The following is a 24692-nucleotide window of genomic DNA, read 5'->3' as shown; positions in this document are numbered from 1 at the left end:
CTTAAACTAAATATACTATGAAACCAATACAAGAATCTATAGGCAAAAAACCAATGTTGGGGTGGGCAATCTTCCTTATTACCTTGGTGGTTGTTTTTCTGCTTGGCTTGTTAGCTTCATCGATTATGGAGCGCCGCGCAGAGTCGGTATACGCATATATTCCGGAAGTGAAATATGACCAATGGGAGCCGCGTAATGAAGTTTGGGGTGAAAATTTCCCAAGAGAATATCAATCTTATTATCAAACTGCGGATACTTCTTTTTATAGTAAGTATAACGGTAGTGGAATGATTGATATGCTAGAGGTTGATCCTCGTCTGGTTGTTCTTTGGGCTGGGTATGGTTTTTCAAAAGAATATAATCAAGGGCGAGGTCATTATTATGCAGTTGAAGATGTAAGAAATATCTTACGCACCGGTGGACCTACAAATGAAAATGACGGACCAATGCCATCAACATGTTGGACTTGTAAAGGTCCTGATGTGCCACGCTTGATGAATGAAATTGGAGTGGCTGAATTTTATAAAGGAAAATGGGCTGGAAAAGGTCATGAAATTGTAAATCCTATTGGATGTGCTGATTGTCATGATGCTGAAACCATGAATTTAAGAATTTCTCGTCCGGCCTTAATCGAAGCATTCGAGCGTCAGGGAAAAGATATTAGTAAAGCAACTCATCAGGAAATGCGCTCTTTGGTATGTGCTCAGTGTCATGTTGAGTATTATTTTGATAAAAAACGTGTTGAAGGAGCTAACTATTTAACTTTACCTTGGGACAAAGGAACTACTGTTGAGGCAATGGAAGAATATTACGATGAAATTGAGTTTAGCGACTGGACTCATAAATTAAGTAAGGCTCCAATGTTAAAAGCTCAACATCCAGGTTACGAAATTTATATGAAAGGAATTCATGCCGATCGTGGTGTTTCTTGTGCCGATTGTCACATGCCTTATAAATCGGAAGGTGGACAGAAATTTACGGATCATCACATTCAGTCTCCTTTGAATAACGTTTCTAATTCATGTCAGGTTTGTCACCGCGAAGAGACTGATAAGTTAATTCAGAACGTTTATACTCGTCAGGATCAGATTATCGAAAATCGTGATAAGTTAGAGGAATTACTAGTGCGTGCTCATGTTGAGGCTAAGAAAGCTTGGGATTTAGGAGCTACAGAAGATGAAATGAAGCCTGTGTTAATGGGTATTCGTCACGGACAATGGCGTTGGGATTATGCGGCGGCTTCTCATGGTGGATCGTTTCACGCGCCTACAGAAATTGGACGTGTAATTTCTACAGGTATCGTTAGTGCTCAAGAGGCAAGAATTTCTTTAGCTAGAATATTTGCGAAGTATGGCTTTAACGAAGAAGTAGTTTATCCAGATATTGCAACTAAGGCAAAAGCTCAGAAATTTATTGGTCTGGACATGGATAAATTAAATCAGGAGAAAGAAGAATTTAAGAAAAATCTTATTCCTGAGTGGGAGAAAAAAGCGAAAGAACGTGAAGCAACTTATCAGGTAAAATTGTAATTTATTAGAGTTTAAATTATAGGTTCAAATGTGCCGTCCATATTGGACGGCATATTTTTTACTAACAAAATTATTTAAAAGTGTTTGAATTTAAATAATCATGATTCATTGTTTGAATTCAGAAAAAGTGTTGCAATTTTAATAGTACCGGAAAAGAGTGATTTTTAAATTTATCCTGAATACTTTAGATCCTAAATAAACTCATGTTAAATTTTCATTCGCATCTTACAAAAACAAATTATAATTAAATGAATAAAACCACTAAACCGCTCTGGCATACACCCTGGGGATATGTCGAAGCTTTTCTAATTGCTTTTGGCTTATTGTTTATTGGATTCCTTCTAGAGTTAACTATCCAATCATCGTCTGCTGTTCAAATTCGATATCCACTGAATGTGAATTTAGGTGCTGGATTTTTGATTTGTATTGTTTTGCTTTATTTTTTCATACGAAAGAAAAAAGTATTTCTTTTTTTATCGGGTATTCCGGCATCACTTGCTGCAATGTCTGTGCTTACATTTTTGGTTATAATAATGGGTCTTACGCCACAGGTATCAATGCAAGATGAAAATTTTATTACAAAATTAAGCTTAAATAAGTTAACTACATCCTGGCCTTTTTTGTTGGTAAATTTTTATTTGTTACTGGTATTAGCGCTTGTAATTTTGCGTAAAAGTTTTCCATTTAAAATAAAAAACTGGGGTTTGATATGTAGTCATTTAGGATTATGGATTACTGTATTTGCGGCCGGCATGGGTTCTGGAGATTTGATTCGTCTTAAAATGGATTTGTATGAGAATAAAACGGAGTGGAAAGCCTATGATGAGAAAGGACATTATTACGAGCTTCCATTAGCAATTAAGCTTAACGATTTTCAGATTGAGGAATTCCACCCTAAATTGGCAGTGGTAGAAAATGTATCGGGCAAGCTTTATGAAGCAAGCAAGCCATCGATGATAATGATAGAAGATAGTTTGACTTGTAAGTTGCATAGCTGGACAATACAAATTAAGGAGTTTATTTTATCCTCGGGAAGAGCAGGAGATAGATACTATTCTTTGCACGATTTAGGAGCAGCTCCGGCGGCAAAAGTTAGGGTTACAAGTTTAAAAGATACCATATCCGGATGGATATCATGTGGTAGTTTTAATCGTCCTCATGAATCGTTAAAGCTAAACGATGAATATTCTTTATTAATGACTGTTCCTGAACCCCAAAAGTTCTCATCGGAGGTAACCATATTTACGCCCGACGGATCGAAAGAAGATCTCGTTTTAGAAGTAAATAAGCCACACTCGGTTAATGGATGGAAAATTTATCAATTAAGCTACAATGAGACAATGGGTAAATACTCTACTTTAAGTGTTGTTGAAGCTGTAAAAGATCCATGGCAAATATATGTGTACATCGGGATTTTTATGATGATGATAGGTGCTGTTTATATGTTTTGGAGAGGAAACAAAGTAAAAATTAGCAGTAAGTAATATTAATAACTGTTAATGGGTAACTATAAATTGAGTATGATGATTTGGAATTATTTTTTGCTAGCTGCAGCACTTAGCTCGGTAAGTTGGTTAACGGCAGCTTTACTTCCTAAAAAGGAATTATTAAGAAATATATTGGTTGTAGTTGGGATAGTAAGCATTGCGTTTTTTATTGGTTTTTTGTGGACAGTTTTAGAGCGTCCACCAATGAGAACCCTTGGCGAAACCCGATTGTGGTATTCTTTATTTATATCCATTATTGGATTAATAACCTATTATCGTTGGCGATACTTATGGATGTTGTATTATTGCTTATTAATGTCGCTCTTATTTTTGTTTGTGAATTATCTAAGTCCTGATAATTTTTCTAAGACATTAATGCCTGCGCTGCAAAGTCCATGGTTTGTTCCTCATGTGGTAGTTTATATTATTTCTTATGCGTTTTTGGCGGCATCAACTTTGGTTGCTATTTACGGATTATATCAACTTAAAAAAGACAAGTTCGATAAGAATTTAATGTTTGTAGCCGATAATTTAGTTTATTTGGGTTTTGCATTTTTAACGCTCGGACTACTTTTTGGCGCTTTGTGGGCGAAAGAGGCCTGGGGACATTATTGGACCTGGGATCCGAAAGAAACCTGGGCCTTTATTACATGGATGGGTTACTTAGTTTACATACACAGAAGGTACCAGATGCCATCTAAATACATTTCTTCTTTATGGATATTGGCATTTGCTTTCGTGATACTATTGATATGCTGGTTCGGAGTAAATTATCTACCATCGGCACAATTTAGTGTTCATACTTATAATCAGCAGCCATAAATAAAAGGATATGAAAAACGCCGTTTCAGTTCGAAACGGCGTTTTTTATGTTAGTAGCTAAAATGTTATTCTTCTATCTTATGAAGTATCATTTTTTTGGCTTTATCAATTGCCTGCTCCAGTCCTTTCGGATCTTTACCTCCGGCCGATGCAAAGAAAGCCTGACCACCGCCTCCACCTTTTATCTCTTTGGCAGCTTCCCGAACAATTGCTCCAGCATTTAAATCGTATTCTTTTACCAGATTATCAGAAATCATAATGGTAAGATTTGCTTTACCACCTAAATCTGCTCCCGAAATAAATACTAAATTCTCAACTTCACCTTTCAACTGAAAAGCTATATCTTTTAAATCAGAGGCATTTTGAACGTCGAGTGCTTCTGTAATAAAATTCACATCTTTAATTACCGAGATGTTTCCTTTCAAACTATTCTTGGCAATTTTTAGCTGATCTTTTCTGAAAACCTCTAAATCTTTTTTAATATCAGAATTTTCAGAAATTAAATCGGAGATATTCTTAATCAGATTTTTATTTGTTTTAAAAATTCTTTCAATCTCGCGTAAAGTATTTAGCTTATCGTTAATATATTGTTCAGCTTTATCAGCTGTAATAGCTTCAATTCGCCTAACACCAGCCGAAATTGCTCCTTCCGAAATGATTTTAAACAAGCCAATTTGTCCGGTTGCTTTTACGTGAGTACCACCACATAACTCAACAGAATCGTTAAATTTGATTACACGAACCAGATCGCCATATTTTTCACCAAACAATGCCATTGCGCCCATATTAACCGCCTCGGCCATTGGTATGTTGTTTTTTATTTCAATGGCAATATTCTCTCTTATCTTTTTATTTACGATGGATTCTATTTTTGCAATTTCCTCTTCGCTAACTTTCTGAAAGTGAGAAAAGTCAAAACGCAAATGATCAGGATTAACCAATGAACCTTTTTGCTCAACATGTTCGCCTAAAATTTCGCGAAGTGCATGATGCATTAAGTGAGTAGCCGTGTGATTATTTGCAGTTAAAGTTCTTTTGCTGAAACTAACAACGGCTTTAAAATTTGCTGTTGGATCTTTAGGCAACTCTTTTGTAATGTGAACAATTAATCCATTCTCTTTTTTGGTATCTATAATAGAGATTTTTTCTCCATTTGCTTCCAAAAAACCGGTATCTCCAACTTGTCCACCACTTTCTCCATAAAAAGGAGTGATGTTGAATACCAATTGAAACAAGTCTTTTCCTTTACTTGTTATTTTTCTGTATCGGGTAATTCTAACATCGGTTGTAGTGTAATCGTATCCAACAAATTCTTCTACATCGTCTTTTAATATTTCAACCCAGTCGCCTGTATCTATAGATGTTGCAGAACGGGAACGACTTTTTTGAGCTTCCATTTCGGTATTAAACTCTTTACGGTTTACGACCAAATCTTGTTCCTTTAAAATCAATTCGGTTAAATCTAAAGGAAAACCATAAGTATCGTAAAGTTCAAAAGCCAGTTTACCCGGAATCACCTTATAATTGTCTGCTTTTGTTTTTTCAATAATCTGATCAAGCAAACGAATACCATTTTCCAAAGTTCTTAAGAAAGAGTTTTCTTCTTCCTTAACAACTTTTTCAATTAAGTTTTGTTGTTTAATAAGCTCAGGAAAATGTTGTCCCATTACTTCAATCATTACCGGAATTAATCGGTACATAAATGGATCTCTAAATCCTAAGAAAGTATATCCGTAACGAACAGCTCTGCGAAGAATTCTTCTAATTACATATCCTGCTTTGTTATTCGAAGGTAATTGTCCGTCGGTAATTGCAAATGCAATTGTTCTAATATGGTCGGAGATAACACGAAGGGCAATATCAATTTCCTCATTTTCGCCATAAGTTTTGCCTCCCATTTTAGCAATTTCCTGTATAATTGGCTGAAAAACATCAGTATCGTAGTTCGATGTTTTTCCCTGCATAGCCATGCACAATCGCTCAAAGCCCATTCCTGTATCTACATGCTGATGAGGAAGCTCTTCTAATGAACTATCTGCTTTGCGGTTAAATTGCATAAACACAAGATTCCAAATCTCAATTACCTGAGGATGATCCATATTAATTAGATCTTTACCGGCAGTAATTTTTCTTTCTTCATCGCTTCTTAAGTCAATATGGATTTCAGAACATGGTCCACAAGGCCCTGTTTCTCCCATTTCCCAAAAATTATCTTTTTTATTTCCATTGATAATGTGATCTTCGGGAAGATGTTTTAACCAATAACCGGCAGCTTCATTATCACGATCTAAATTGTCATCTTTACAGCCTTCAAAAACAGAGGCATACAATCTGTCAACAGGAAGTTTATATACTTCGGTTAAAAGTTCCCAGGCCCAATTAATGGCATCTTTCTTAAAGTAATCGCCAAAAGACCAGTTCCCTAACATTTCGAACATGGTGTGGTGATAGGTATCATGACCTACCTCTTCTAAATCGTTATGTTTACCCGAAACACGCAGGCATTTCTGAGAGTTGGTAATTCGACTATATTTAATTGGAGAATTTCCAAGAAAAATGTCCTTGAACTGATTCATTCCTGCATTGGTAAACATTAATGTAGGATCATCTTTAATAACCATCGGTGCCGATGATACTATTTTATGTTGCTTTGAATTAAAAAAATCCAGAAATGCTTGTCTGATTTCGCTTGAATTCATGAGTCTATTATGTTTTAAACAGATGAGATTTGGATACTTAGCTTGCAAAGTTAGATTAATTCCTTAATTTTGTTGACTTAAATGAGCAAAAAATTAGCCTTTTTCTATAAAATTAACTTAAAAACATTGCATGGCGAAGACGAAGTATCAGTTTAATCCTGAGTCTATTAGCTACGAGAAGGTAGAAGTTAATATAAAGACTCGTTTTATTAATGCCCTTAAACACATGGCTTCCAGTTCAGTATTGGCTATTGCTATGGTTGTGGTTTTGTTTTATTTTTTTGGATCTCCAAAAGAACGATCTTTGCAACGCGAGAATCAAAAGCTTATTACTCAATACGAGCGTTTAAATGCGGAGTTAGAACAAATTCATACTGTACTTACAGATTTGGAACAACGTGATGATAATCTTTATCGTGTAATATTCGAGGCTGAACCTATTCATTCTAATATTCGAAAAGCGGGTGTTGGAGGGGTGAATCGCTACAAGCAACTCGAGGATATGGAAAATTCAGACTTGGTAATTTCTACGGCAAAAAAACTTGATCAGGTAGCAAAATCATTATATGTTCAAAGTAAATCCTACGACGATGTAGAAATAATGGTTAAGAATAAGTTTAAAATGTTATCGGCTATTCCAGCAATAATGCCTTTGGCAATTAAAGATTTTGGACGTATATCGGCTGGTTATGGTTGGAGAATTCACCCAATTTATAAAACAAAGAAGTTTCATGATGGGATGGATTTTACCGGAAAAATTGGTACTCCTATTTATGCAACCGGCGATGGAGTTGTAAAACAAGCAAGAAAAGAAAGAGGCTATGGAAAAAAAATTGTTATTGATCATGGTTATGGATATACTACTTTATATGCTCACCTAAGTAGTTACAGAGTTAAAAAAGGACAAAAAGTAAAAAGAGGTGAAATTATTGGTGAACTTGGTAATACTGGTATTTCAACCGGACCTCACCTGCACTATGAAGTAAGAAAAAATCGAAAAACATTAAATCCGATAAATTACTATTTTAATGATATAACTTCTGATGAGTACGATAGTATGGTAGCTTATGCAGAAAATACCGGTCAAACAATGGATTAGTTTTACCCGTAAAAAATAAGAGAACATAAAAAATGGCGCAGAAAATCATATTCTGTGCCATTTTATTTATTACTTTAGTTAATATTTAATTCCAATATATTTATATTATCCCTTTACGAAGGGATTAAGAATCAATAAAATCAATTCGGGTGCCTTATAAAGAACAAAAAATAGAGAAACTTTATTATTCCATTGGAGAAGTTGCAACTATGTTTGATGTAAATACTTCTTTGATTCGTTTTTGGGAAAAAGAATTTGATATTATTAAACCTAAAAAAAATAAAAAAGGAAATCGCTTTTTTACACAGGTAGATATTGAAAATTTTCACCTAATTTTTCATCTGGTGAAAGAAAGAGGAATGACTTTAAAGGGTGCTAAGCTGAAGTTGAAAGAGAATAAGGGAGATACTGAGAATAATTTTACTGTGGTAACTCGTTTACAGGAAATTAAAGATCTTTTGCTGGAAATAAAAGAAGCACTATAATCATATAAATTTTATCGAAATTGAGAATAAAAGAGATTGTATCATCTATAGAGCAGTTAGCTCCCGTGTCTTATCAGGAATCGTATGATAATTCCGGATTAATTGTGGGCGATTACAATAAGGAGGTAAGTGGAGTGTTAATTTGCCTAGATGTTATTGAAACTGTAGTTGAAGAGGCCATAAGCAAAGGTGTTAACCTGATTATTGCCCACCATCCGATTGTTTTTAAGGGATTAAAAAGATTTAATGGCAATAACTATGTGGAAAGAACACTTATGTTGGCTATTAAAAATGATATTGCAATTTATGCCGCTCATACTAATATTGATTCGGTAAGAGGAGGTGTAAGTGAAAGAATTTGTGATTTAATTGGACTAAAAAACAAGAAAATTCTTTCTCCTGTTAAAGATGATTTAAAGAAACTGGTAAGCTTTGTTCCTGCTGAACATGCCGATAAAGTAAAAGAAGCTTTGTTTAGCGCAGGAGCAGGTAGCATTGGAAATTACGACTCTTGCAGTTTTAGTGCCGAAGGAACAGGTAGTTTTAAAGCTGGGGAAAATACAAATCCTTTTGTTGGTGAAAAAGGAAAGATACATTTTGAAAATGAACACCGTATTGAAACCATATTTCCAAAGCATCTTAAGGGGAAAGTAATCGGAGCTCTTTTAGATAGTCATCCTTACGAAGAAGTTGCTTACGATATTTACCCAATAGAAAATAGTAATTTCGAAGCAGGTTTTGGAATGATTGGGGATTTGGAAATTTCAGAAAATTCGGTCGACTTTTTAAAGCGAATTAAGAAAATCTTTCGTTCTGGCTGCGTAAGACATACTAAAATTATTAAAAAAGAATTAAAAAAAGTTGCAGTTTGTGGTGGTAGTGGAAGCTTTTTATTGCAAAAAGCATTATCTGCTAAAGCAGACATATTTATTACTGGAGACTTTAAATATCACGAGTTTTTCGATGCCGAAGGAAAGATAATAATTGCTGATATCGGACATTATGAAAGTGAACAATTTACTCGGGATATTTTTTATGAGATAGTTACAAAAAAATTCCCTAACTTTGCGGTTCATATTTCTGAGATAAATTCGAATCCAATAAATTATTTGTAAACATATGACAACAAAAGATCCAAAAGCTTCAGATTTTAAGGATATTTCAGTTGAAGAAAAATTGCGCACACTGTATGAAATGCAGTCTGTTGATTCTGAGGTAGACCAAATTAGAACGCTTAGAGGAGAGCTTCCGTTAGAAGTACAGGACTTGGAAGATGAGATTGCTGGACTTGATACTAGAATCGCGAATCTAAATAACGAGGTAAAAGAGCTTGTTGAAACGATTGCTAAGAAAAAGCAAGAGATAAAAGAAGCAGGTTTACTTATTAAGAAGTACGAAGCTCAACAAATGAATGTTCGTAATAACCGTGAGTTCGACTCTATTTCTAAAGAAATCGAATTCCAAAACCTTGAAATCGAATTGTGCGAAAAACGTATCAAGGAGTTTACTGCGGAGATGAATAACAAAAAAGCTTTGATTGAAAATTCACAAGGAATTTTTGAAGATAAGAAAGTAGACTTGGAATCTAAAAAAGGAGAATTAGATGAGATTGTATCTGAAACTCAAAAAGAAGAGGATAAGTTGATTGCTAAGTCTGAATCATTCCAGGGTAAAATTGAAGAGAGATTGCTTACTGCATATTCAAGAATTCGTTCTAATGCAAGAAACGGATTAGCTGTAGTAACTGTTGAGCGTGATGCCTGTGGAGGTTGTTTTAATAAAATTCCACCTCAGCGTCAGATGGATATTCGTTCTCGTAAAAAAATTATCGTTTGTGAGTATTGCGGACGTATTTTGGTTGACAAATATATTGTCGATTACGATCATAGCCTTGAGGAAGCAGATAAAGCTGCTGCCGCTGCTAAGCCAAAAAGAAGAACTCGTAAAAAAGAATAGTACGATTTCAAAATATATTATAAGAGGCTGTCTCATTCGAGATGGCCTCTTTTTGTATGCAGACCAAAAATGTGCAAATTTCTAAGTTTCGATTTTAAAAATATTTCCTATATTGCGCACACAAATTCAAGCCCTTAGTTTGAAATGAGATTCAAGAAAGAATTAAGAAAAAGATACCCATGAATTCTTTACGGATGTAAATTTAACATCTACGGTTAAGTGATGCCTTTACTTAGCTTTTCTTATTATTCCAAAATTTAGAGTAAGCAGCATATTAGTAGATAAATTACCATTAGAATAGTTGCAGAGTACAAGTAATAAATTTGTTACTTTTTCAGTATTCCTGAAAACAAATTTGATGTATCAGCTAATTTTATGGTATTACTAATACTCCAAACTATTAATAATAGCGGTTTAAAAGCAATTAATTAATTCGTTTTTTTGTTTAAAATCGTATTTTTAATTCACAAATATTTAAACACATAATACTATCATGACAACAATAACAAGTGAATTTCAGCAAATGATTCTGGAAGGAATTCCTGAGCAATTGCCAGCTCCACAGAAGTATGACACAGAAATAAATCATGCTCCCAAGCGCAAGGAAATTTTAAATGCCGAGGAGAAAAAGCTTGCATTGAGAAATGCATTACGTTATTTCGATTCTAAAGATCACGCCGAGTTAATTCCCGAATTTGTTAATGAACTGGAAACTTACGGTAGAATTTATATGTATCGTTTACGTCCTGGCTATGAAATGAAAGCACGCGCTATTCATGAGTATCCAGGTAAATGTGACCAGGCTAAGGCAATTATGCTGATGATTCAGAATAATTTGGATTATGCTGTGGCTCAACATCCACACGAGTTAATTACCTATGGAGGAAATGGTGCGGTTTTTCAAAACTGGGCTCAGTATCGTTTGTGCATGAAATATTTGGCTGAAATGACTGATGAGCAAACTTTGGTTATGTATTCGGGTCATCCAATGGGATTGTATCCTTCGCATAAAGATGCTCCACGTGTTGTTGTAACTAATGGTATGGTAATTCCTAATTACAGTAAACCTGATGATTGGGAAAAAATGAATGCTATGGGCGTTTCTCAGTATGGTCAGATGACTGCGGGATCGTATATGTATATCGGACCTCAGGGAATTGTACACGGAACAACAATTACGGTTTTAAATGCTGGTAGAAAAATCAGTGAAAACGGAGAAGGTTTAGAAGGAAAATTATTTATTACTGCTGGTTTAGGTGGGATGTCGGGAGCACAACCTAAGGCAGCTAATATTGCCGGATGTATAAGTATTACAGCCGAAATAAATCCTAAAGCAATAGATACTCGATATTCTCAAGCTTGGGTGGATGAGAAAATTGATAATCTTGATGAATTAATCAGCAGAGTTCGAAAGGCGAAAGCAGCTAAGGAAGTTGTATCAATCGGATATCAGGGGAATATTGTTGATGTTTGGGAGCGTTTTGCAGAAGAAGATATTAAAGTTGATCTTGGATCTGACCAAACTTCATTACACAACCCATGGGCTGGTGGTTATTATCCTGCTGATGTTGATTTTGAAGTTGCCAAGGAGATGATGTCTAATAATCCTAAATTATTTAAAGAGAAAGTTCAGGAGTCATTACGTCGTCATGTTGCTGCAATTAATAAGTGTGTTGATAAATTTGGAACTTATTTTTTCGATTATGGAAATGCTTTCCTACTGGAATCGAGTCGTGCAGGTGCTGATATTATGAAAGAAGATGGTAAGTTTAAATATAATTCTTACGTTCAGGATATTATGGGACCAATGTGTTTCGATTATGGATTTGGACCATTCCGTTGGGTTTGTACCAGTGGTAAGTCCGAAGATTTGGCCGAAACAGATAGAATTGCGACTGAAGTTTTAGAAGAAATTCGTAAAAATTCACCCGAAGAAATTCAGCAGCAAATGGCCGATAATATTCGTTGGATTAAAGGAGCACAGGAAAATAAATTAGTGGTTGGTTCCGAAGCCAGAATTCTTTATGCCGATGCCGAAGGTCGTATTAAGATTGCTGATGCATTTAATAAAGCCATTGCTGCTGGTAAGATTGGTCCGGTTGTCTTAGGTCGCGATCATCATGATGTATCAGGAACAGATTCACCATTCCGCGAAACGTCTAATATTTACGATGGCTCGAGTTTTACAGCAGATATGGCTATTCAGAATGTAATTGGAGATTCATTTCGAGGTGCAACCTGGGTTTCTATTCACAATGGTGGTGGAGTAGGTTGGGGTGAAGTAATCAATGGAGGATTTGGTATGTTACTGGATGGTTCTGCTGATACTGATAGAAGACTTAGATCGATGCTCTACTGGGATGTGAACAATGGTATTTCGCGCAGAAGCTGGGCACGAAACGAAGGTGCTGTTTTTGCAATTAAGCGTGCAATGGCATTAAACCCGGATTTAAAAGTTACCATTCCTAATTTTGCAGATGATAAATTAATTGATGGAGCTTTCTAGTTCTTGAAAAATATAGAATGCTTAAAAAGGAGGCTTTTTAGGTCTCCTTTTTTTCTTAGAATTGTAGGTGTAAATAGTAATAGCATGAAAAAACTTACTTTAGATCTATTTCAGGATCTTAAAGATAAACAGGAATCATTTTTTATTTATTTTTCGGCACCAAATTGTGGTGTTTGTCAGATATTAAGGCCAAAAATTGAAGAAATGTTCATTAAGCAGTTTCCTAAGCTAATTGCCTATCATGTAGATACTGCGAATCAGCCCGAATTAGCCGCTCAATCTGGTTTATATACCAATCCATCCTTGCTGGTGTTTATGAACGGACAGGAGGTGTTAAGAAGAAGCAGAGCGATTGGTGTAGATGAGGTGGAAAGTTCTTTGGAAAGATATTATAACATGCTGTTCGATGAATAAAAAATGCCGGACATCTTGATATCCGGCATTTTTGTAGTTTTATATTTTTTAATATACTCCTGTTTTAAGCATAACCAAAGGACAAGCTTCTTCGGTTGCTATACCGCAAGATTTTGCTTTTTCGTAAAAAGCAGGATTTTCCGTCCCTGGAGGAAATAAAACTCTTTCTGGTTTTAAGTTAATGATATATTCTTCGTACGATTCAAGATTTTTTGCAGAAAGATAGATGGCAACAGTTTGCACATTAGCTTCTGCAGGTCTTCCTGTTTGAACTTCTACATCTTCAATAATACCCGCTTTGTTTCCTAAAGCAATAGTCTCTATATTGTGTTCTCGAAGTAATTTTACACATTGGTTTGAGTAGCGATCCTCCTTTGTACTTGCACCAATAACAAGTGTTTTTCCTGTATTTTGCATCTTATACGATTTTAGGTGTTGAATTGCACACCGTATAATGCCGATAGATATTTAAAACTCAATAAATAAATAGATTTAAATTAGAGAGTAACTTTAAATACTAATCGGTATTAATTATTTATATATCTATATACAACAAAGATAATAAAATTGCTTAATGATAGTTATTTCGAAAATAAAAAAGCCTTTCAAACATTGGTTCAAAAGGCTTTCTCTAAATTTTATCTGAATACTATTTTTCAATAAGAACCGTAGCGTAAGCTGAAATTCCATCTTCAGTGCCAACAAAACCTAGTTTCTCGGTAGTGGTAGCTTTAATAGCGATATCATCAATATCAATGTTCATTACATTGGCAAGAGTTTCCTGCATATGCGGTATTAATGGTTTTATTTTTGGTTTTTGTAAAGCAATTGTAGAATCTATATTGCCAACTTTATAACCCTTTTCTGCAATTATTGATATTGTCTTTTTTAATAATATTTTACTGTCAATTCCTTTAAAATCTTCCGAGTTATCAGGAAAATGATAACCGATATCCCTCATATTAGCAGCACCAAGTAAGGCATCGCAAATGGCATGTATTAATACATCTCCATCGGAGTGAGCAATACAACCTTTTTTATGTTCTATTTTAATTCCACCAAGCCAAAACTCTTCTCCTTCGGCTAGTTGATGAACATCGTATCCAAATCCAACTCTAATTTTCATTATTTAATGATTTTATCAAGATTAGCTGTTAAACTAAATCTCAATGTATTTTTTAAAGGATTATTTTGAGTTGTTGGAATCAGGTAAGAAAAATCTAAATCGAACATGTTTAATTTTACACCTAAACCAGCGGTAAAATATTTACGATTTCCTTTTTCTTCATGTTCGTAATAATAACCTGTACGTAGAGCAAACTGATCCTGATACCAATATTCGATACCTAGCGACCATGCAATTTCCTTAAATTCTTCACTCATTCCATCAGGAGCATCGGAAAAGGAACTAAAAATACCGCTTACAACCGATTCGTCGGAGCTATTTGCTCCAACAAGAACAGTTCCATCTTCATCTTCAAGGCTACCATTTGCAGGGGTAGGTACTAACAACTTATTCATATCTACAGCAAAAGTAATACTATTGTAATTGTCAAGTTCCATTTTTAGTGCCGATCCTAATCGTAAATTAGTTGGTATGAATTCTTTTTCATCATCATTAGTATAGCTTATTTTAGATCCTATATTAGAGATGTTAACACCCCAAGACCATACCATATCTCTCCGATTTCTTTTAAACTCGTTTTGGTAGTAAACAGAAATATCAGCAGCAAAAGCATTCCCAGCCTGAGTTTCGATACCTGCAACATATTGCGATTGGGTTAAATCCGATCTAATGTAGCGAAAGGCAATACCTCCAGATAATTGATCTGATAATTTTCTTGAATAAGAAACATCAAAGGCCCATTCGTTAGGATTTTTTGCAATTGGAATATCTGTAGCTCTTTCCATAAATGCAATTTCTCCCAGCGAAAAATAGCGAAGAGAAGTTCCAATTACCTGATTTTTGTCTATGCGGTAATATCCGGTAAGGTAAGCAATACTCATATCGTCAACTAAATCTCTTAACCAGGGAGTATATGATGCCGAGACACCATAGTTTCCATCTATCATTGCGAATTTGGCAGGATTCCAATGCATAGAATTTACGTCGGGAGATGTAGCAACACCAGCATCACCCATTGCTCCGGCTCTCGAGTCGGGAGTAATAGTTAAAAACGAAACGGCTGTTGAAATGTAATTTGCTCCAGATGTTGAAGTCTGAGCTGAAAGAGTGCTTGTGTTTACTAGAAACAAAAGGCTTAGCAGGCTTGTGATTAGCGTTAGTTTATAATTCATAAGATTTGTATATAATAATCTGCAAATATAATTCAAATAACTATAATTATTCTTTTTTATTATTTGAGGATGACTAATTTTTCGAATTTATTAACTGTTTTTCCATTATCGGCTCTAACTTTTACACGATAGAAGTAAACTCCACGACCAATTGAGTTTCCAAAGTCATCTTTGCCATCCCATTGTATTGGACCAACACGATTTCCCGATGAACTAACACTTGTTTCAATTGTTTTAATCAACTTTCCTGATATGCTAAGAATTTGGATTAGAATATCGAGTTCGCTGGAGGCTTTATTGTGTTCAAAATAAAATCCGGTATTTGTGGTAAATGGATTAGGGTAATTGAGAACGTGCTTTAGCACAAGATCGGCATTTTCGGCAACAATAAATTCGAGATTTCCTTCTGAAGAGTTATTTACATTATCCCAAACTTTTAATTGTATTTCATGTTCTCCTTCTTCTAATTCACTTAGTTGGTAAGTAATTTTACCTTTTTTGTAGTTGTCGAGTTCTGATTCATAAAAATCATTTAATTCTATCTGCTTATCTGTGTTTTGATCGAGAGTTGCAACAAGCGTGTGTCCAATTGAAGTGCCAAGCGTATTTATTCCACTGGAATCCTGAACGATTGCTAAAAAAAGTGGGTCTGAATCTGTTATTCCTCCTGGTGTAAACTGTTCATCGTCCATAAATAAATCAATATCAGGACCTATGTCGTCGTTAATGGCATTAGAATTTGTCCCGCCAATAATTATTGAATGGGTATATCCTGCAGCATCAGTGGTTTCGCTAGCAGCATAATAGGATATTTTTCCTGGGCCATATTTGTAATTGATATCTTTGGGAACAAAGAAACTAAATTCGAAATTGCCACTTTTAACGCTTGCCTTCCCTTTATAGATTACATTAGATTGTTCCGAGTATTCAAAAGGATCTCCATCGTTTCCTCGTGTTGTTTTGCTACTTACTTTGTCGAAAATAGTAGGATAAATTGTGCCATTAAAATTATCTGAATTATTACCTGTTGCGCTCAGTATTTTTCCCGATATTTTAATTTCACTCATTGCTTTTAAGGTGTCCTTTGCTTGTGTTATCTCGATATCGTTAATTTTGGTGGTTATTGCATTGTGCTTAGGGTAGTTTAGTTTTAATGCTGGGTCGCCTAATAGGGTAAAGTTTCTTTTATTAATGCCTGTTGAGCTTGCATTTTTTGTTTTCCTCATTATATCTCCTAGGCGATAGTTTTCTTTATTAGAATCTTGCGCGAATACATAATTGTAAAAGTTTTGATTTAAACTAAAGTTAGGAGAAGAGTATACCAAGCGTGTTGTTGTAAAAAGTCCGATGCCGCCACCATTTGCTCTTAAAAATATCATTTCTCCTGCGGATAATTTTTTGTAATTATCAAATCTGCTAAACTCGCATGTAGCAGTCATAAATAGAGGTAACTTATCTGGGTTTTTCCATGCTTCAATATCATCGAGCATTAATATGTGTTCGTGAGCTAAGCCATTTTCGTTTCCGTGGCCTGTATAATTAACGATCAAACGTCCCGAGTTAATACTTTCGTTAATATCCAGATTTACATCTGGATATTCTTGTCCGGCTGAACTGGTAATTTGTTCATAGTCGTCTAAAAAGATTCGTTGTGTTCTGTATTGGGGATAATTATCTTCAATTTGAATGGCTAATTTGTTGGCATCTCGCATGTGAGTGTTATTGTCTTCGTCGTCGCCAATAAAACAAATAGAGGTTTGCCAGTCGCCTTTTGCGGCATTGTTGTAATTTAGGATTTTATGGGTAACAATTTGAGCTTCTTCGGTGGTATTGACCGGAAGTCTTCCTATACCTATATCTACCATTCCCGATGCTTCTCCTTCGTTATTATCGAGTAATCCATAAAAATCATCAGTAACGAACGATTGGGTTGGGCTAATAGAGTTTTCCGATTGATAAGTAAGAATTTTATTTGTGTTGCTGGTACTTTCTAATTTATTATCGAATGATCCATCACCAAAAAGCAGAAGATATTTGATCATATCTGTTTCGGAAGTTGCACGATCATAGAACATTTTAACAAAGTTTCGGATTGCGGAAACATCAGGATTTCCAGATGAAAATTCGTTGAATATTGAATTTTGACTGACCACACTAACTTTTAAGTTGTCGTTATTTCGGTGGTATTCGGCTATTTGTCCGGCATAACTCATAAAAGCAGGATTACTGATAATTAACATATCTGCTTGACTTAAGCCATGCAAATTCTGATTTTGAATATTTTCCACAAGTTCTGGTGTTGGGAAATTGCCATCGGAATTAAGAACGATAAATTCTTTAAGAGAAAATGTTGAAGTGTTAAAAGTACCAGTATTGCCGTTTAATGAAAGTGGTATTTGCTTTACAGATAAAGGATTGGTAACATCCCAAATCATTGACGAAGAATTGCAATTCTGAATTTCGAATTTTGAAATATTTCCTGTGCCGACTGATTCTTTATCGCGAAAAGACATTTGTGAATTTTCAAAAATTAAATTTCTTCGTGCATTTATTCTTAAAAAATTTAGCCACCCGATGGATGATGCAGAGCTTTTCTGATAACTTAAGGTAATCTTGAAATTGTCGGATTCGGGAATAAAGTTCGAAAAAGTTTGTTCGCTTAAAAGGGCATAGTTTGATGTGTAACTTCCTGTATTTACTGCAGATATGTTTATGTTTCCGATAGCCGTATTCGATGAGCTTAACTCAAATTTTGTTGATGAAGAAGATCTTGCTGCCAAACTAGCACTTAGTTTTATGGGAGTGTTTGCTTTTAAGTTTGGAAACTTAAAATTATAGTCGAATTCGGTGCTAACATCAAATTCTTGTCCAAGCCAAAGTCTGCCCGATTCTAGTAGGTTGGTTTCATCCACATCTATAACACGATAATCATCAAAATCGCTAACCGTATTATTGTAAGAGTTCTCTGAATTTATTGTTGGAATAATAGATGGATTACCTTTATCGGAGCATAGAAAATAATAGGCCTTATCGGAGTACAGATGATTTTCATGAATAAATTCAGATTTAGACTCATCGTATTTCCAGGAAACAGGTCCTTTGGCATAAAAAAGCAGATAATCTCCCGAATTAAAAACTCCATCGCTTCCGGTGTTTAAATAAACAGGAATCAGAGGTAGGTCGTCAATTACAGTTTCTAAGTTTGTTTTTGGGAGCATGCCACCGCCATATCCGTAAATTCTTATTTGAGAAGGATTGTCAATTCCCATATTGTTTAATTGGTCGTAGCTAATTTTATGTACAGCTGTTGTATCCACGGAAATTTTCATCCACTTGCCCGAAGTAAGAACAGAAGTACTTGTGTATGATTTTGTTTTACTTATGGTTTTAGTCATACTTTCTTTTAAATATCTTAGTTTAAAGCTGATTAGTTTTTCTATTTTACCCGTTGCCGGATTTGTTCGAATCGGAATAAATTGTACTTGTTGAAATATTTTTTTTCGTATGCTAAGAGAATTTATTTTGGGGATTATGAATGGAGAAAAAGATTTATTTCGTAAAATTCGCTCTTCAATGGAACTTAACTGTTCAAATTGCGTATCAAATAATTCAACAGAGAATATTTCTCTGTTCGAACCGATTTCTTTAAGTTCTGAAAACTCTGGTAACCAATTGTTTTTTTCATTTAAGGAAGCTCCTGAGAAATACAGTGAAGTAATTTTTTCACCTGTATTAGAGTATATGCTTGTTTCTTCCCAGGATAATTTGAATTCTTGGTTTGATTGTCCAAATGAGTTGAAACCAATTACTATGATAAGAAGAAAAAATAAAATACGCATATCAGAAATTATAATTTTAGAATTAGGAATTGAATAATTGCAAAATAAGCAAAACTTTAAACAATGACGATTAATAAGCTAATGATGTAAAATACAGCATTTAAAAATTATTTTTTTTGCTTGTGTTTTGTTAAATCTATATGTTATAGGTAGTTGGTGTATTGCAGTTGCCTTGTTTAACTTATAATTTTGGTTTAAAGTATAGGCTTTGTTTTGAGAAATATTAAAAATGTTAAATATTTAGTGTAAAAACTAAAATCGAATACAATAAATTTAATACAGTTTTAGTTATATTTGTTGAGTAAAGTATTTTTGAAGATAAACTACATTCAGTCTATTATGAAACTAAAATCTAGCATAGTTATTGCTGTTTTTGCCGCAGGTTTAATGATCTTCCCATCTTGTTCGAAGATTAAGTCACTTGTGGGTAAAGAAGAGAAATCAAGTACTACCGGATGGGCGTACAATGATCCAGAAAATGGAGGTTTTGAATATCACAGCGGTTATGAACAAGAAACGGGGCCAGGTCTTAAATTTGTTCAAGGTGGTACTTTTACAATGGGAAGAACTCAGCAAGATGTAATGTACGACTGGAATAATACGCCTAGAAGAGTCACAGTACCTTCTTTTTATATCGATGAAACAGAAGTTCGTAATGTGGATTATCTGGAGTATTTACACTGGATTAAACGTGTGTTTGTTTCTTATCCTGAGGTTTACAGAAAAGCTTTACCTGATACGTTGGTATGGCGTAATGAATTAGCATACAACGAACCTTATGTAAATAACTACTTGCGTCATCCGGCTTATGCTGAGTATCCAGTGGTAGGTGTTTCCTGGGAACAAGCAGTTGATTATTGTGAATGGCGTACCGATCGTGTTAATGAACGTATTCTTATTAACAAGGGAATTTTAAACGATGATACCGAACAAAGAGATGACAATAACTTTAATACAGAAGCTTATTTAGCTGGACAGTACGATGGTTCTGTTAATAAGAATTTACCAGATTTAGATCCCGATAATGAAGAAAGATCGGTTCGTTGGACTGATGGAATTCTACTTCCTAAGTATCGTTTACCTTCCGAAGCTGAGTGGGAATATGCTGCTACTGCATTAATTGGGAACTCTGAAGAGGAGAGAATTACAGATAAAAAGATTTTTCCATGGAATGGCCACTGGGTAAGAAACGAAAATAAAAAAGTACGTGGACAGATGATGGCCAATTTTGCTCGTGGGCGTGGTGATTATATGGGTACAGCAGGCGCATTAAATGATGCTGGAGATATTACAGTTCCGGTAAATTCATTTTGGCCTAATGATTTTGGTTTGTATTGCATGGCAGGTAATGTTAGCGAATGGGTTGCTGATGTTTATCGACCAATGTCTCCTGAAGATATTGCTGAATTTAATCCATATAGAGGTAATGTTTTTAAAACTCCTGTTCGCGATGAGGAGGGGAATATTGCTGAAAAGGATAGTTTAGGACGTATTAGATACAGAAATCAAAGAGATGAAGAGTTGGTAGGAAGAGATAATTATAAAACTGCGGATAACCGTAATTATAAAGATGGTGATGTTTCATCGAGTATTGTAGATGATTATGAATGGAATAATCCGGAACATCAGCAAGATGGTTCGAGTCGTATGTACGTTCAAGGTAGAGGACAAGATGATAGTGATTTTAGTTCTATGATTACCGACAATTCCAGGGTTTATAAAGGAGGCTCATGGAAGGATAGAGCTTTCTGGCTGGCTCCAAGTGCAAGAAGATTTATGGAGCAGAAAGAAGCCAGAGATGATATTGGTTTCCGTTGTGCCATGACGCGTGTAGGTAGACCAACACAAAAATAAATGAAGTAGTTTTCAAAATATTTCAACCCCATTCAATACAGAATGGGGTTTTTTAATGGAATTTACTAATTTCGTTATTGAATTTTTATAGAAGAAATCCTATGTCACTATCTACTATTTATAATTTTTTCGAGAAGTATCCTGTTGTTGTAACTGATACAAGAAAAGTTGTTCCGGATTCAATCTTTTTTGCATTAAAAGGTGAAAATTTTAATGGAAATGAATTTGCCGAACTGGCATTACAGAAAGGTTGTGTATATGCTATTGTTGATGAAAAAAAATATGTAAAGAATGATTCCTATATTCTTGTAGATGATGTTTTAAGCTGTTTACAGGATTTATCAAGAGAACATCGTAGAAGGTTAGCTTTGCCCATTTTAGCCATTACGGGTACCAATGGGAAAACTACGACCAAAGAATTAACATTTGAAGTATTAAAAAAGAAATTTACTACATATGCAACTCAGGGAAATCTGAATAATCACATTGGTGTTCCGCTTACTTTGTTATCGATGACAAAAGAAACCGAATTTGGAATTGTCGAAATGGGAGCGAATCATCCTGATGAAATTGCTTTTTTATGCGATATTGCTGAACCAAATTATGGAATTATTACCAATGTAGGGAAAGCGCATTTGGAGGGCTTTGGTTCGTTCGAAGGAGTTAAAAAGACGAAAAAAGAGTTATATGATTATTTACAAGCTAAGGGTAAAGTTTTTGTAAATAGTGATAATGAGCATTTAATGACAATGTTAAACGACCAGGATGTTTGTACTTACGGAAATTCGGAAAGTGCAGATAGCAAAGCCCGATTTCTGCAAGCAGATCCTTATTTGGTTTTAGAGCTTAGGTCGGCACAAATTGGAAAGCTTTATATAAAAACCAAATTAATTGGCGCTTACAATTTCGAAAATGCTTTAGCTGCTGTAACAATTGGTCGTTTTTTTGATATAAACGAGACTGATATAAAAGATGCTTTGGAATTGTATGAGCCTAAAAATAACAGGTCTCAGCTTAAAAAAACTAAAAATAATATTTTGTTTTTAGATGCTTATAATGCAAATCCTAGTAGTATGAATGTTGCCATTAATAATTTCGCAAATCTTAAATCGAAAAATAAATTAGTGATATTAGGCGACATGTTAGAGCTTGGAGATGATTCTGATAAAGAGCATCGGATTTTACTTGAATTACTCGAGGAAAATGCTCTGGATAAAGTCTGTTTGGTTGGGAAAAATTTTACTAAAGTAAATACCAATAGTAAGTTCGAAACTTTTCCTGAAACCAAAACTCTGGTTGAAAAGTTAGAATTAGAAGAAATAAAAAATTATTATATACTTATAAAAGGCTCGAGAGGAATTAAACTGGAGCAAATAGTGGAGAAATTATAATTATGACAACTGCATGGATTTATTTAATTATAGCTGGTCTTTTTGAAGCCGTTTGGGCAATTGGTTTAAAGTATGCGCATGGGTTTACGAAATTATGGCCAAGTGTAATAACAGTTGTTGCTATGGCTATTAGTGTTTATTTCTTAGCTCTGGCAGTAAAAAATCTTCCTGTGGGAACGGCTTATGCTGTTTGGACAGGTATAGGAGCCTTAACGACTGCAATTTTAGGAATTATCCTATTTGGTGAACCTGTTCACTTTTCTAGAATATTTTTTATGCTATTGCTTTTAATTGCAATTGTAGGTTTAAAATTTACAGCAAATGCTTAATTAAAAATCCAGGGAGGAAAAGCTTTTTTTCTTTCTTAAGTAGTAATCAATAACGATACTTTTTTTATAGATTTCTTTGTGATTTTTGCAGGTAGTTTTGGCTACAAGCACTTTTCTTTTTTGTCGGAATTTATTTAGTAATGAGTAGAAGGATAGATGAGCTCTAAAAACAGCAAAGAAATTAGCAAATTCACCACTTAGCAGGAATTTTAATGCTGCAACACCATCTAAACACATTCTTATTAGCAAGGTGAAAATAAAATTATTGGCAGGTAAATTTTTATATAACATTAGTAAGTTGTTTCTAAAATTTAGAAATAACTTTCTCGAGCTATTATTGGGTAAAGTGGCTCCACCAACATGGTAAACAGTAGAATTTGTATCGCAGATAATGCGATACCCCTGATTCTTAATCCTCCAGCAAAGATCTATTTCTTCCATGTGAGCAAAGAAATCGGAATCTAAACCTCCAATTTTATTGTAAATTTCGGATCGAATAAAAAGAGCAGCTCCACTGGCCCAGAAAATATCGATGTTTTTATTGAATTGTGATCTATCTTCTTCTATATTATCAAAAATTCGGCCTCTACAAAAAGGATAAGCCAGATAATCGATAAAACCACCAGCTGCTCCTGCATATTCAAAATCTGTTTTTTTGTGATAAGCTTTTATTTTAGGTTGAGCTGCAGCAATATCCGGATTCGATTCGAATTGTTGATAAATAGAATCTAGCCAGTTTTCACTTACCTCCACATCGGAGTTAAGTAATACAAAATAGGAGTGAGAAAGTTGTGCCAGTGCACGATTATAGCCTTCTGCAAATCCATAATTTTTATCGAGCTTAATTAAATTTATCTCGGGATAGTTTTTTTCTAAAAAAGCAATAGAATCGTCGTTGGAGGCGTTGTCGGCAACAATAATTTCCGCCCAATCGCGCTTTGAATAAGATACCACTGAGGGAAGAAATTTTTCCAATAAATCTTTCCCATTCCAGTTTAATATTACAATGCCAATACGATTCATGAATAGTTTTAAATATTGAATTTACAGCTAATTTTACTTTAGTCTTGTTTTTTGTGTTTCCAACGCTTGTGCGACCACAACCAATAAGCGGGATTTTCTTTAATAATATTTTCTAAAATACGAGTATGTTTCTCGGATATTTCAAATTCTTTAGTCTCACGGGGATTGTCGAAAAGAGGAATAAATTCTACTTCGTAGTATCCTCTTTTTATTTTGTTCATTTTAATAAATACAATTACCTGATCTAATTTTTTGGCAATTCTTTCTGTGCCAATTAAAATAGGGGTATCCTGGTTTAAAAACTTGGTCCAGTAATGAATACTATTTTTCTTTGGTGTTTGATCTCCAATAAATACTGTTGTTGTGTGTTTCTTTTCGTTACGATATTTAATCATTGTTCGCAAAGTATCGTCTTTAGCCAAAGGAATAGCCCCAAATCGTTTTCTGATTTTAAGAAACATTTTATCAAATACTTTGTTATGCAAAGGTTTATATATTGGTAAGACGTAGATATTTTTCCAAATTGCAAATGAAGATAACCATTCCCAGTTGCCGTAATGTCCTAATATTGCAATAATACTTTTGTTCTGCTCCTGATAAATATCGAATATTTCAGGATTCAGAAATTTACATCTCTTTTTAATTTCTTCATCACTAATTGTCCATTGTTTAATGGTTTCGATAAAAGTATCGCAGAAATGACTGTAAAATTCTTTTCTGATTTTTTTAATTTCCTTATCAGATTTTTCGGGAAAAGAATTTTTAAGATTTTCTGTAACTACTTTTCTACGGTATCGAAAAATATAATAAACAAAAAGATATACAATATCAGAGAAAAAATAAAGTACAGGTAATGGAAGATAACTTATTAATCGAACCAAACCGTACACTATGTATGAAAGTAGTTTTATCATTTAAATTAAGGGGCTAAATATTTGTTTAAAGTACTAAAAATGAATGA

Annotated in this window: 19 protein-coding genes; 12 read left to right on the top strand and 7 right to left on the bottom strand. The window is 34.4% G+C overall.

The genetic code is table 11. The annotated features are described in order from the left end of the window. Positions 1–17 precede the first annotated feature (17 nt). The 3 genes from nrfA (at position 18) to ccsA (ending at position 3838) form a co-directional block, all read left to right on the top strand. Positions 18–1529 carry an ammonia-forming cytochrome c nitrite reductase gene (gene nrfA, locus ACT3CE_RS01795; protein ID WP_444708055.1) on the top strand — a complete coding sequence of 504 codons (1512 nt, stop codon included), beginning with the start codon at positions 18–20 and terminating at the stop codon, positions 1527–1529. Between the two features lie 248 nt (positions 1530–1777). Then, positions 1778–3013 (top strand): hypothetical protein, encoded by a 1236-nt coding sequence (locus ACT3CE_RS01790; RefSeq protein ID WP_444708054.1) that lies wholly within the window; start codon positions 1778–1780, stop codon positions 3011–3013. Positions 3014–3028: 15 nt separating this feature from the next. Continuing rightward, positions 3029–3838, top strand: a complete 810-nt coding sequence (gene ccsA, locus ACT3CE_RS01785; protein WP_444708053.1) for a cytochrome c biogenesis protein CcsA — start codon at positions 3029–3031, stop codon at positions 3836–3838. A gap of 65 nt (positions 3839–3903) precedes the next feature. On the opposite strand, the gene alaS is transcribed toward ccsA, so the two are convergent. After that, positions 3904–6537 carry an alanine--tRNA ligase gene (gene alaS / locus ACT3CE_RS01780; protein WP_444708052.1) on the bottom strand — a complete coding sequence of 878 codons (2634 nt, stop codon included), beginning with the start codon at positions 6535–6537 and terminating at the stop codon, positions 3904–3906. Positions 6538–6667: 130 nt separating this feature from the next. On the opposite strand from alaS, the gene ACT3CE_RS01775 reads away from it, so the two are divergent. From ACT3CE_RS01775 to ACT3CE_RS01750, 6 genes are all read left to right on the top strand, one after another. Then, positions 6668–7636 carry a peptidoglycan DD-metalloendopeptidase family protein gene (locus ACT3CE_RS01775; protein ID WP_444708051.1) on the top strand — a complete coding sequence of 323 codons (969 nt, stop codon included), beginning with the start codon at positions 6668–6670 and terminating at the stop codon, positions 7634–7636. 149 nt (positions 7637–7785) lie between these two features. Further along, positions 7786–8121: a MerR family transcriptional regulator gene (locus ACT3CE_RS01770; protein WP_444708050.1), complete on the top strand. Its 336-nt coding sequence runs from the start codon at positions 7786–7788 to the stop codon at positions 8119–8121. A gap of 20 nt (positions 8122–8141) precedes the next feature. Further along, on the top strand, positions 8142–9236 hold the full coding sequence (locus ACT3CE_RS01765) for a Nif3-like dinuclear metal center hexameric protein (protein ID WP_444708049.1): 1095 nt from the start codon (positions 8142–8144) through the stop codon (positions 9234–9236). Between the two features lie 4 nt (positions 9237–9240). Next, positions 9241–10077, top strand: coding sequence for a zinc ribbon domain-containing protein (locus ACT3CE_RS01760; protein ID WP_444708048.1), 837 nt, complete (start codon positions 9241–9243; stop codon positions 10075–10077). Positions 10078–10570: 493 nt separating this feature from the next. Continuing rightward, a complete protein-coding gene (locus ACT3CE_RS01755) occupies positions 10571–12583 on the top strand; it encodes a urocanate hydratase (RefSeq protein ID WP_444708047.1) in 2013 nt (670 codons plus the stop codon). Positions 12584–12667: 84 nt separating this feature from the next. Then, complete coding sequence (locus ACT3CE_RS01750) at positions 12668–12997, top strand: thioredoxin family protein (protein WP_444708046.1); 330 nt, start codon at positions 12668–12670, stop codon at positions 12995–12997. 48 nt (positions 12998–13045) lie between these two features. On the opposite strand, the gene ACT3CE_RS01745 is transcribed toward ACT3CE_RS01750, so the two are convergent. The 4 genes from ACT3CE_RS01745 to porU form a co-directional block, all read right to left on the bottom strand. After that, positions 13046–13414: a CoA-binding protein gene (locus ACT3CE_RS01745; protein WP_444708045.1), complete on the bottom strand. Its 369-nt coding sequence runs from the start codon at positions 13412–13414 to the stop codon at positions 13046–13048. Positions 13415–13646: 232 nt separating this feature from the next. Then, entirely contained in the window at positions 13647–14123 is a 477-nt protein-coding gene (ispF, locus tag ACT3CE_RS01740) for a 2-C-methyl-D-erythritol 2,4-cyclodiphosphate synthase (RefSeq protein WP_444708044.1), read from the bottom strand. Then, positions 14123–15295 (bottom strand): type IX secretion system outer membrane channel protein PorV, encoded by a 1173-nt coding sequence (gene porV / locus ACT3CE_RS01735; RefSeq protein WP_444708043.1) that lies wholly within the window; start codon positions 15293–15295, stop codon positions 14123–14125. Before porV ends, ispF begins: the two co-directional genes overlap by 1 nt. Positions 15296–15354: 59 nt before the next feature. Further along, a complete protein-coding gene (gene porU / locus ACT3CE_RS01730; protein ID WP_444708042.1) occupies positions 15355–19134 on the bottom strand; it encodes a type IX secretion system sortase PorU in 3780 nt (1259 codons plus the stop codon). A gap of 339 nt (positions 19135–19473) precedes the next feature. Between porU and gldJ the strand changes: the two genes are divergently transcribed. The 3 genes from gldJ (at position 19474) to sugE (ending at position 22708) form a co-directional block, all read left to right on the top strand. Further along, positions 19474–20988 (top strand): gliding motility lipoprotein GldJ, encoded by a 1515-nt coding sequence (gene gldJ, locus ACT3CE_RS01725; RefSeq protein WP_444708041.1) that lies wholly within the window; start codon positions 19474–19476, stop codon positions 20986–20988. A gap of 101 nt (positions 20989–21089) precedes the next feature. Further along, entirely contained in the window at positions 21090–22379 is a 1290-nt protein-coding gene (locus ACT3CE_RS01720) for a UDP-N-acetylmuramoyl-tripeptide--D-alanyl-D-alanine ligase (RefSeq protein WP_444708040.1), read from the top strand. 2 nt (positions 22380–22381) lie between these two features. Further along, complete coding sequence (gene sugE / locus ACT3CE_RS01715; protein WP_444708039.1) at positions 22382–22708, top strand: quaternary ammonium compound efflux SMR transporter SugE; 327 nt, start codon at positions 22382–22384, stop codon at positions 22706–22708. Here sugE and ACT3CE_RS01710 read toward each other — a convergent pair whose 3' ends face one another. Both ACT3CE_RS01710 and ACT3CE_RS01705 read right to left on the bottom strand, forming a co-directional pair. Then, a complete protein-coding gene (locus ACT3CE_RS01710; protein WP_444708038.1) occupies positions 22709–23731 on the bottom strand; it encodes a glycosyltransferase family 2 protein in 1023 nt (340 codons plus the stop codon). Between the two features lie 38 nt (positions 23732–23769). Beyond that, complete coding sequence (locus ACT3CE_RS01705) at positions 23770–24645, bottom strand: lysophospholipid acyltransferase family protein (RefSeq protein WP_444708037.1); 876 nt, start codon at positions 24643–24645, stop codon at positions 23770–23772. Between the last annotated feature and the right edge of the window lie 47 nt (positions 24646–24692).

The organism is Marinifilum sp. RC60d5, from assembly GCF_052400665.1.
In the GTDB taxonomy this organism is placed as follows: domain Bacteria; phylum Bacteroidota; class Bacteroidia; order Bacteroidales; family Marinifilaceae; genus JBQTGK01.
Note: the sequence above shows the minus strand (reverse complement) of the source record. Positions and strands in the feature narration are given on the sequence as shown.

Excerpts from the sequence above, each read along its gene's own strand:
- nrfA (WP_444708055.1), top strand. The coding sequence starts at position 18 with ATGAAACCAATACAAGAATCTATAGGCAAAAAACCAATGTTGGGGTGG.
- ACT3CE_RS01790 (WP_444708054.1), top strand. The coding sequence starts at position 1,778 with ATGAATAAAACCACTAAACCGCTCTGGCATACACCCTGGGGATATGTC.
- ccsA (WP_444708053.1), top strand. The coding sequence starts at position 3,029 with ATGGGTAACTATAAATTGAGTATGATGATTTGGAATTATTTTTTGCTA.
- alaS (WP_444708052.1), bottom strand. The coding sequence starts at position 6,537 with ATGAATTCAAGCGAAATCAGACAAGCATTTCTGGATTTTTTTAATTCA.
- ACT3CE_RS01775 (WP_444708051.1), top strand. The coding sequence starts at position 6,668 with ATGGCGAAGACGAAGTATCAGTTTAATCCTGAGTCTATTAGCTACGAG.
- ACT3CE_RS01760 (WP_444708048.1), top strand. The coding sequence starts at position 9,241 with ATGACAACAAAAGATCCAAAAGCTTCAGATTTTAAGGATATTTCAGTT.
- ACT3CE_RS01755 (WP_444708047.1), top strand. The coding sequence starts at position 10,571 with ATGACAACAATAACAAGTGAATTTCAGCAAATGATTCTGGAAGGAATT.
- ACT3CE_RS01750 (WP_444708046.1), top strand. The coding sequence starts at position 12,668 with ATGAAAAAACTTACTTTAGATCTATTTCAGGATCTTAAAGATAAACAG.
- ACT3CE_RS01745 (WP_444708045.1), bottom strand. The coding sequence starts at position 13,414 with ATGCAAAATACAGGAAAAACACTTGTTATTGGTGCAAGTACAAAGGAG.
- ispF (WP_444708044.1), bottom strand. The coding sequence starts at position 14,123 with ATGAAAATTAGAGTTGGATTTGGATACGATGTTCATCAACTAGCCGAA.
- porV (WP_444708043.1), bottom strand. The coding sequence starts at position 15,295 with ATGAATTATAAACTAACGCTAATCACAAGCCTGCTAAGCCTTTTGTTT.
- porU (WP_444708042.1), bottom strand. The coding sequence starts at position 19,134 with ATGCGTATTTTATTTTTTCTTCTTATCATAGTAATTGGTTTCAACTCA.
- gldJ (WP_444708041.1), top strand. The coding sequence starts at position 19,474 with ATGAAACTAAAATCTAGCATAGTTATTGCTGTTTTTGCCGCAGGTTTA.
- ACT3CE_RS01720 (WP_444708040.1), top strand. The coding sequence starts at position 21,090 with ATGTCACTATCTACTATTTATAATTTTTTCGAGAAGTATCCTGTTGTT.
- sugE (WP_444708039.1), top strand. The coding sequence starts at position 22,382 with ATGACAACTGCATGGATTTATTTAATTATAGCTGGTCTTTTTGAAGCC.
- ACT3CE_RS01710 (WP_444708038.1), bottom strand. The coding sequence starts at position 23,731 with ATGAATCGTATTGGCATTGTAATATTAAACTGGAATGGGAAAGATTTA.
- ACT3CE_RS01705 (WP_444708037.1), bottom strand. The coding sequence starts at position 24,645 with ATGATAAAACTACTTTCATACATAGTGTACGGTTTGGTTCGATTAATA.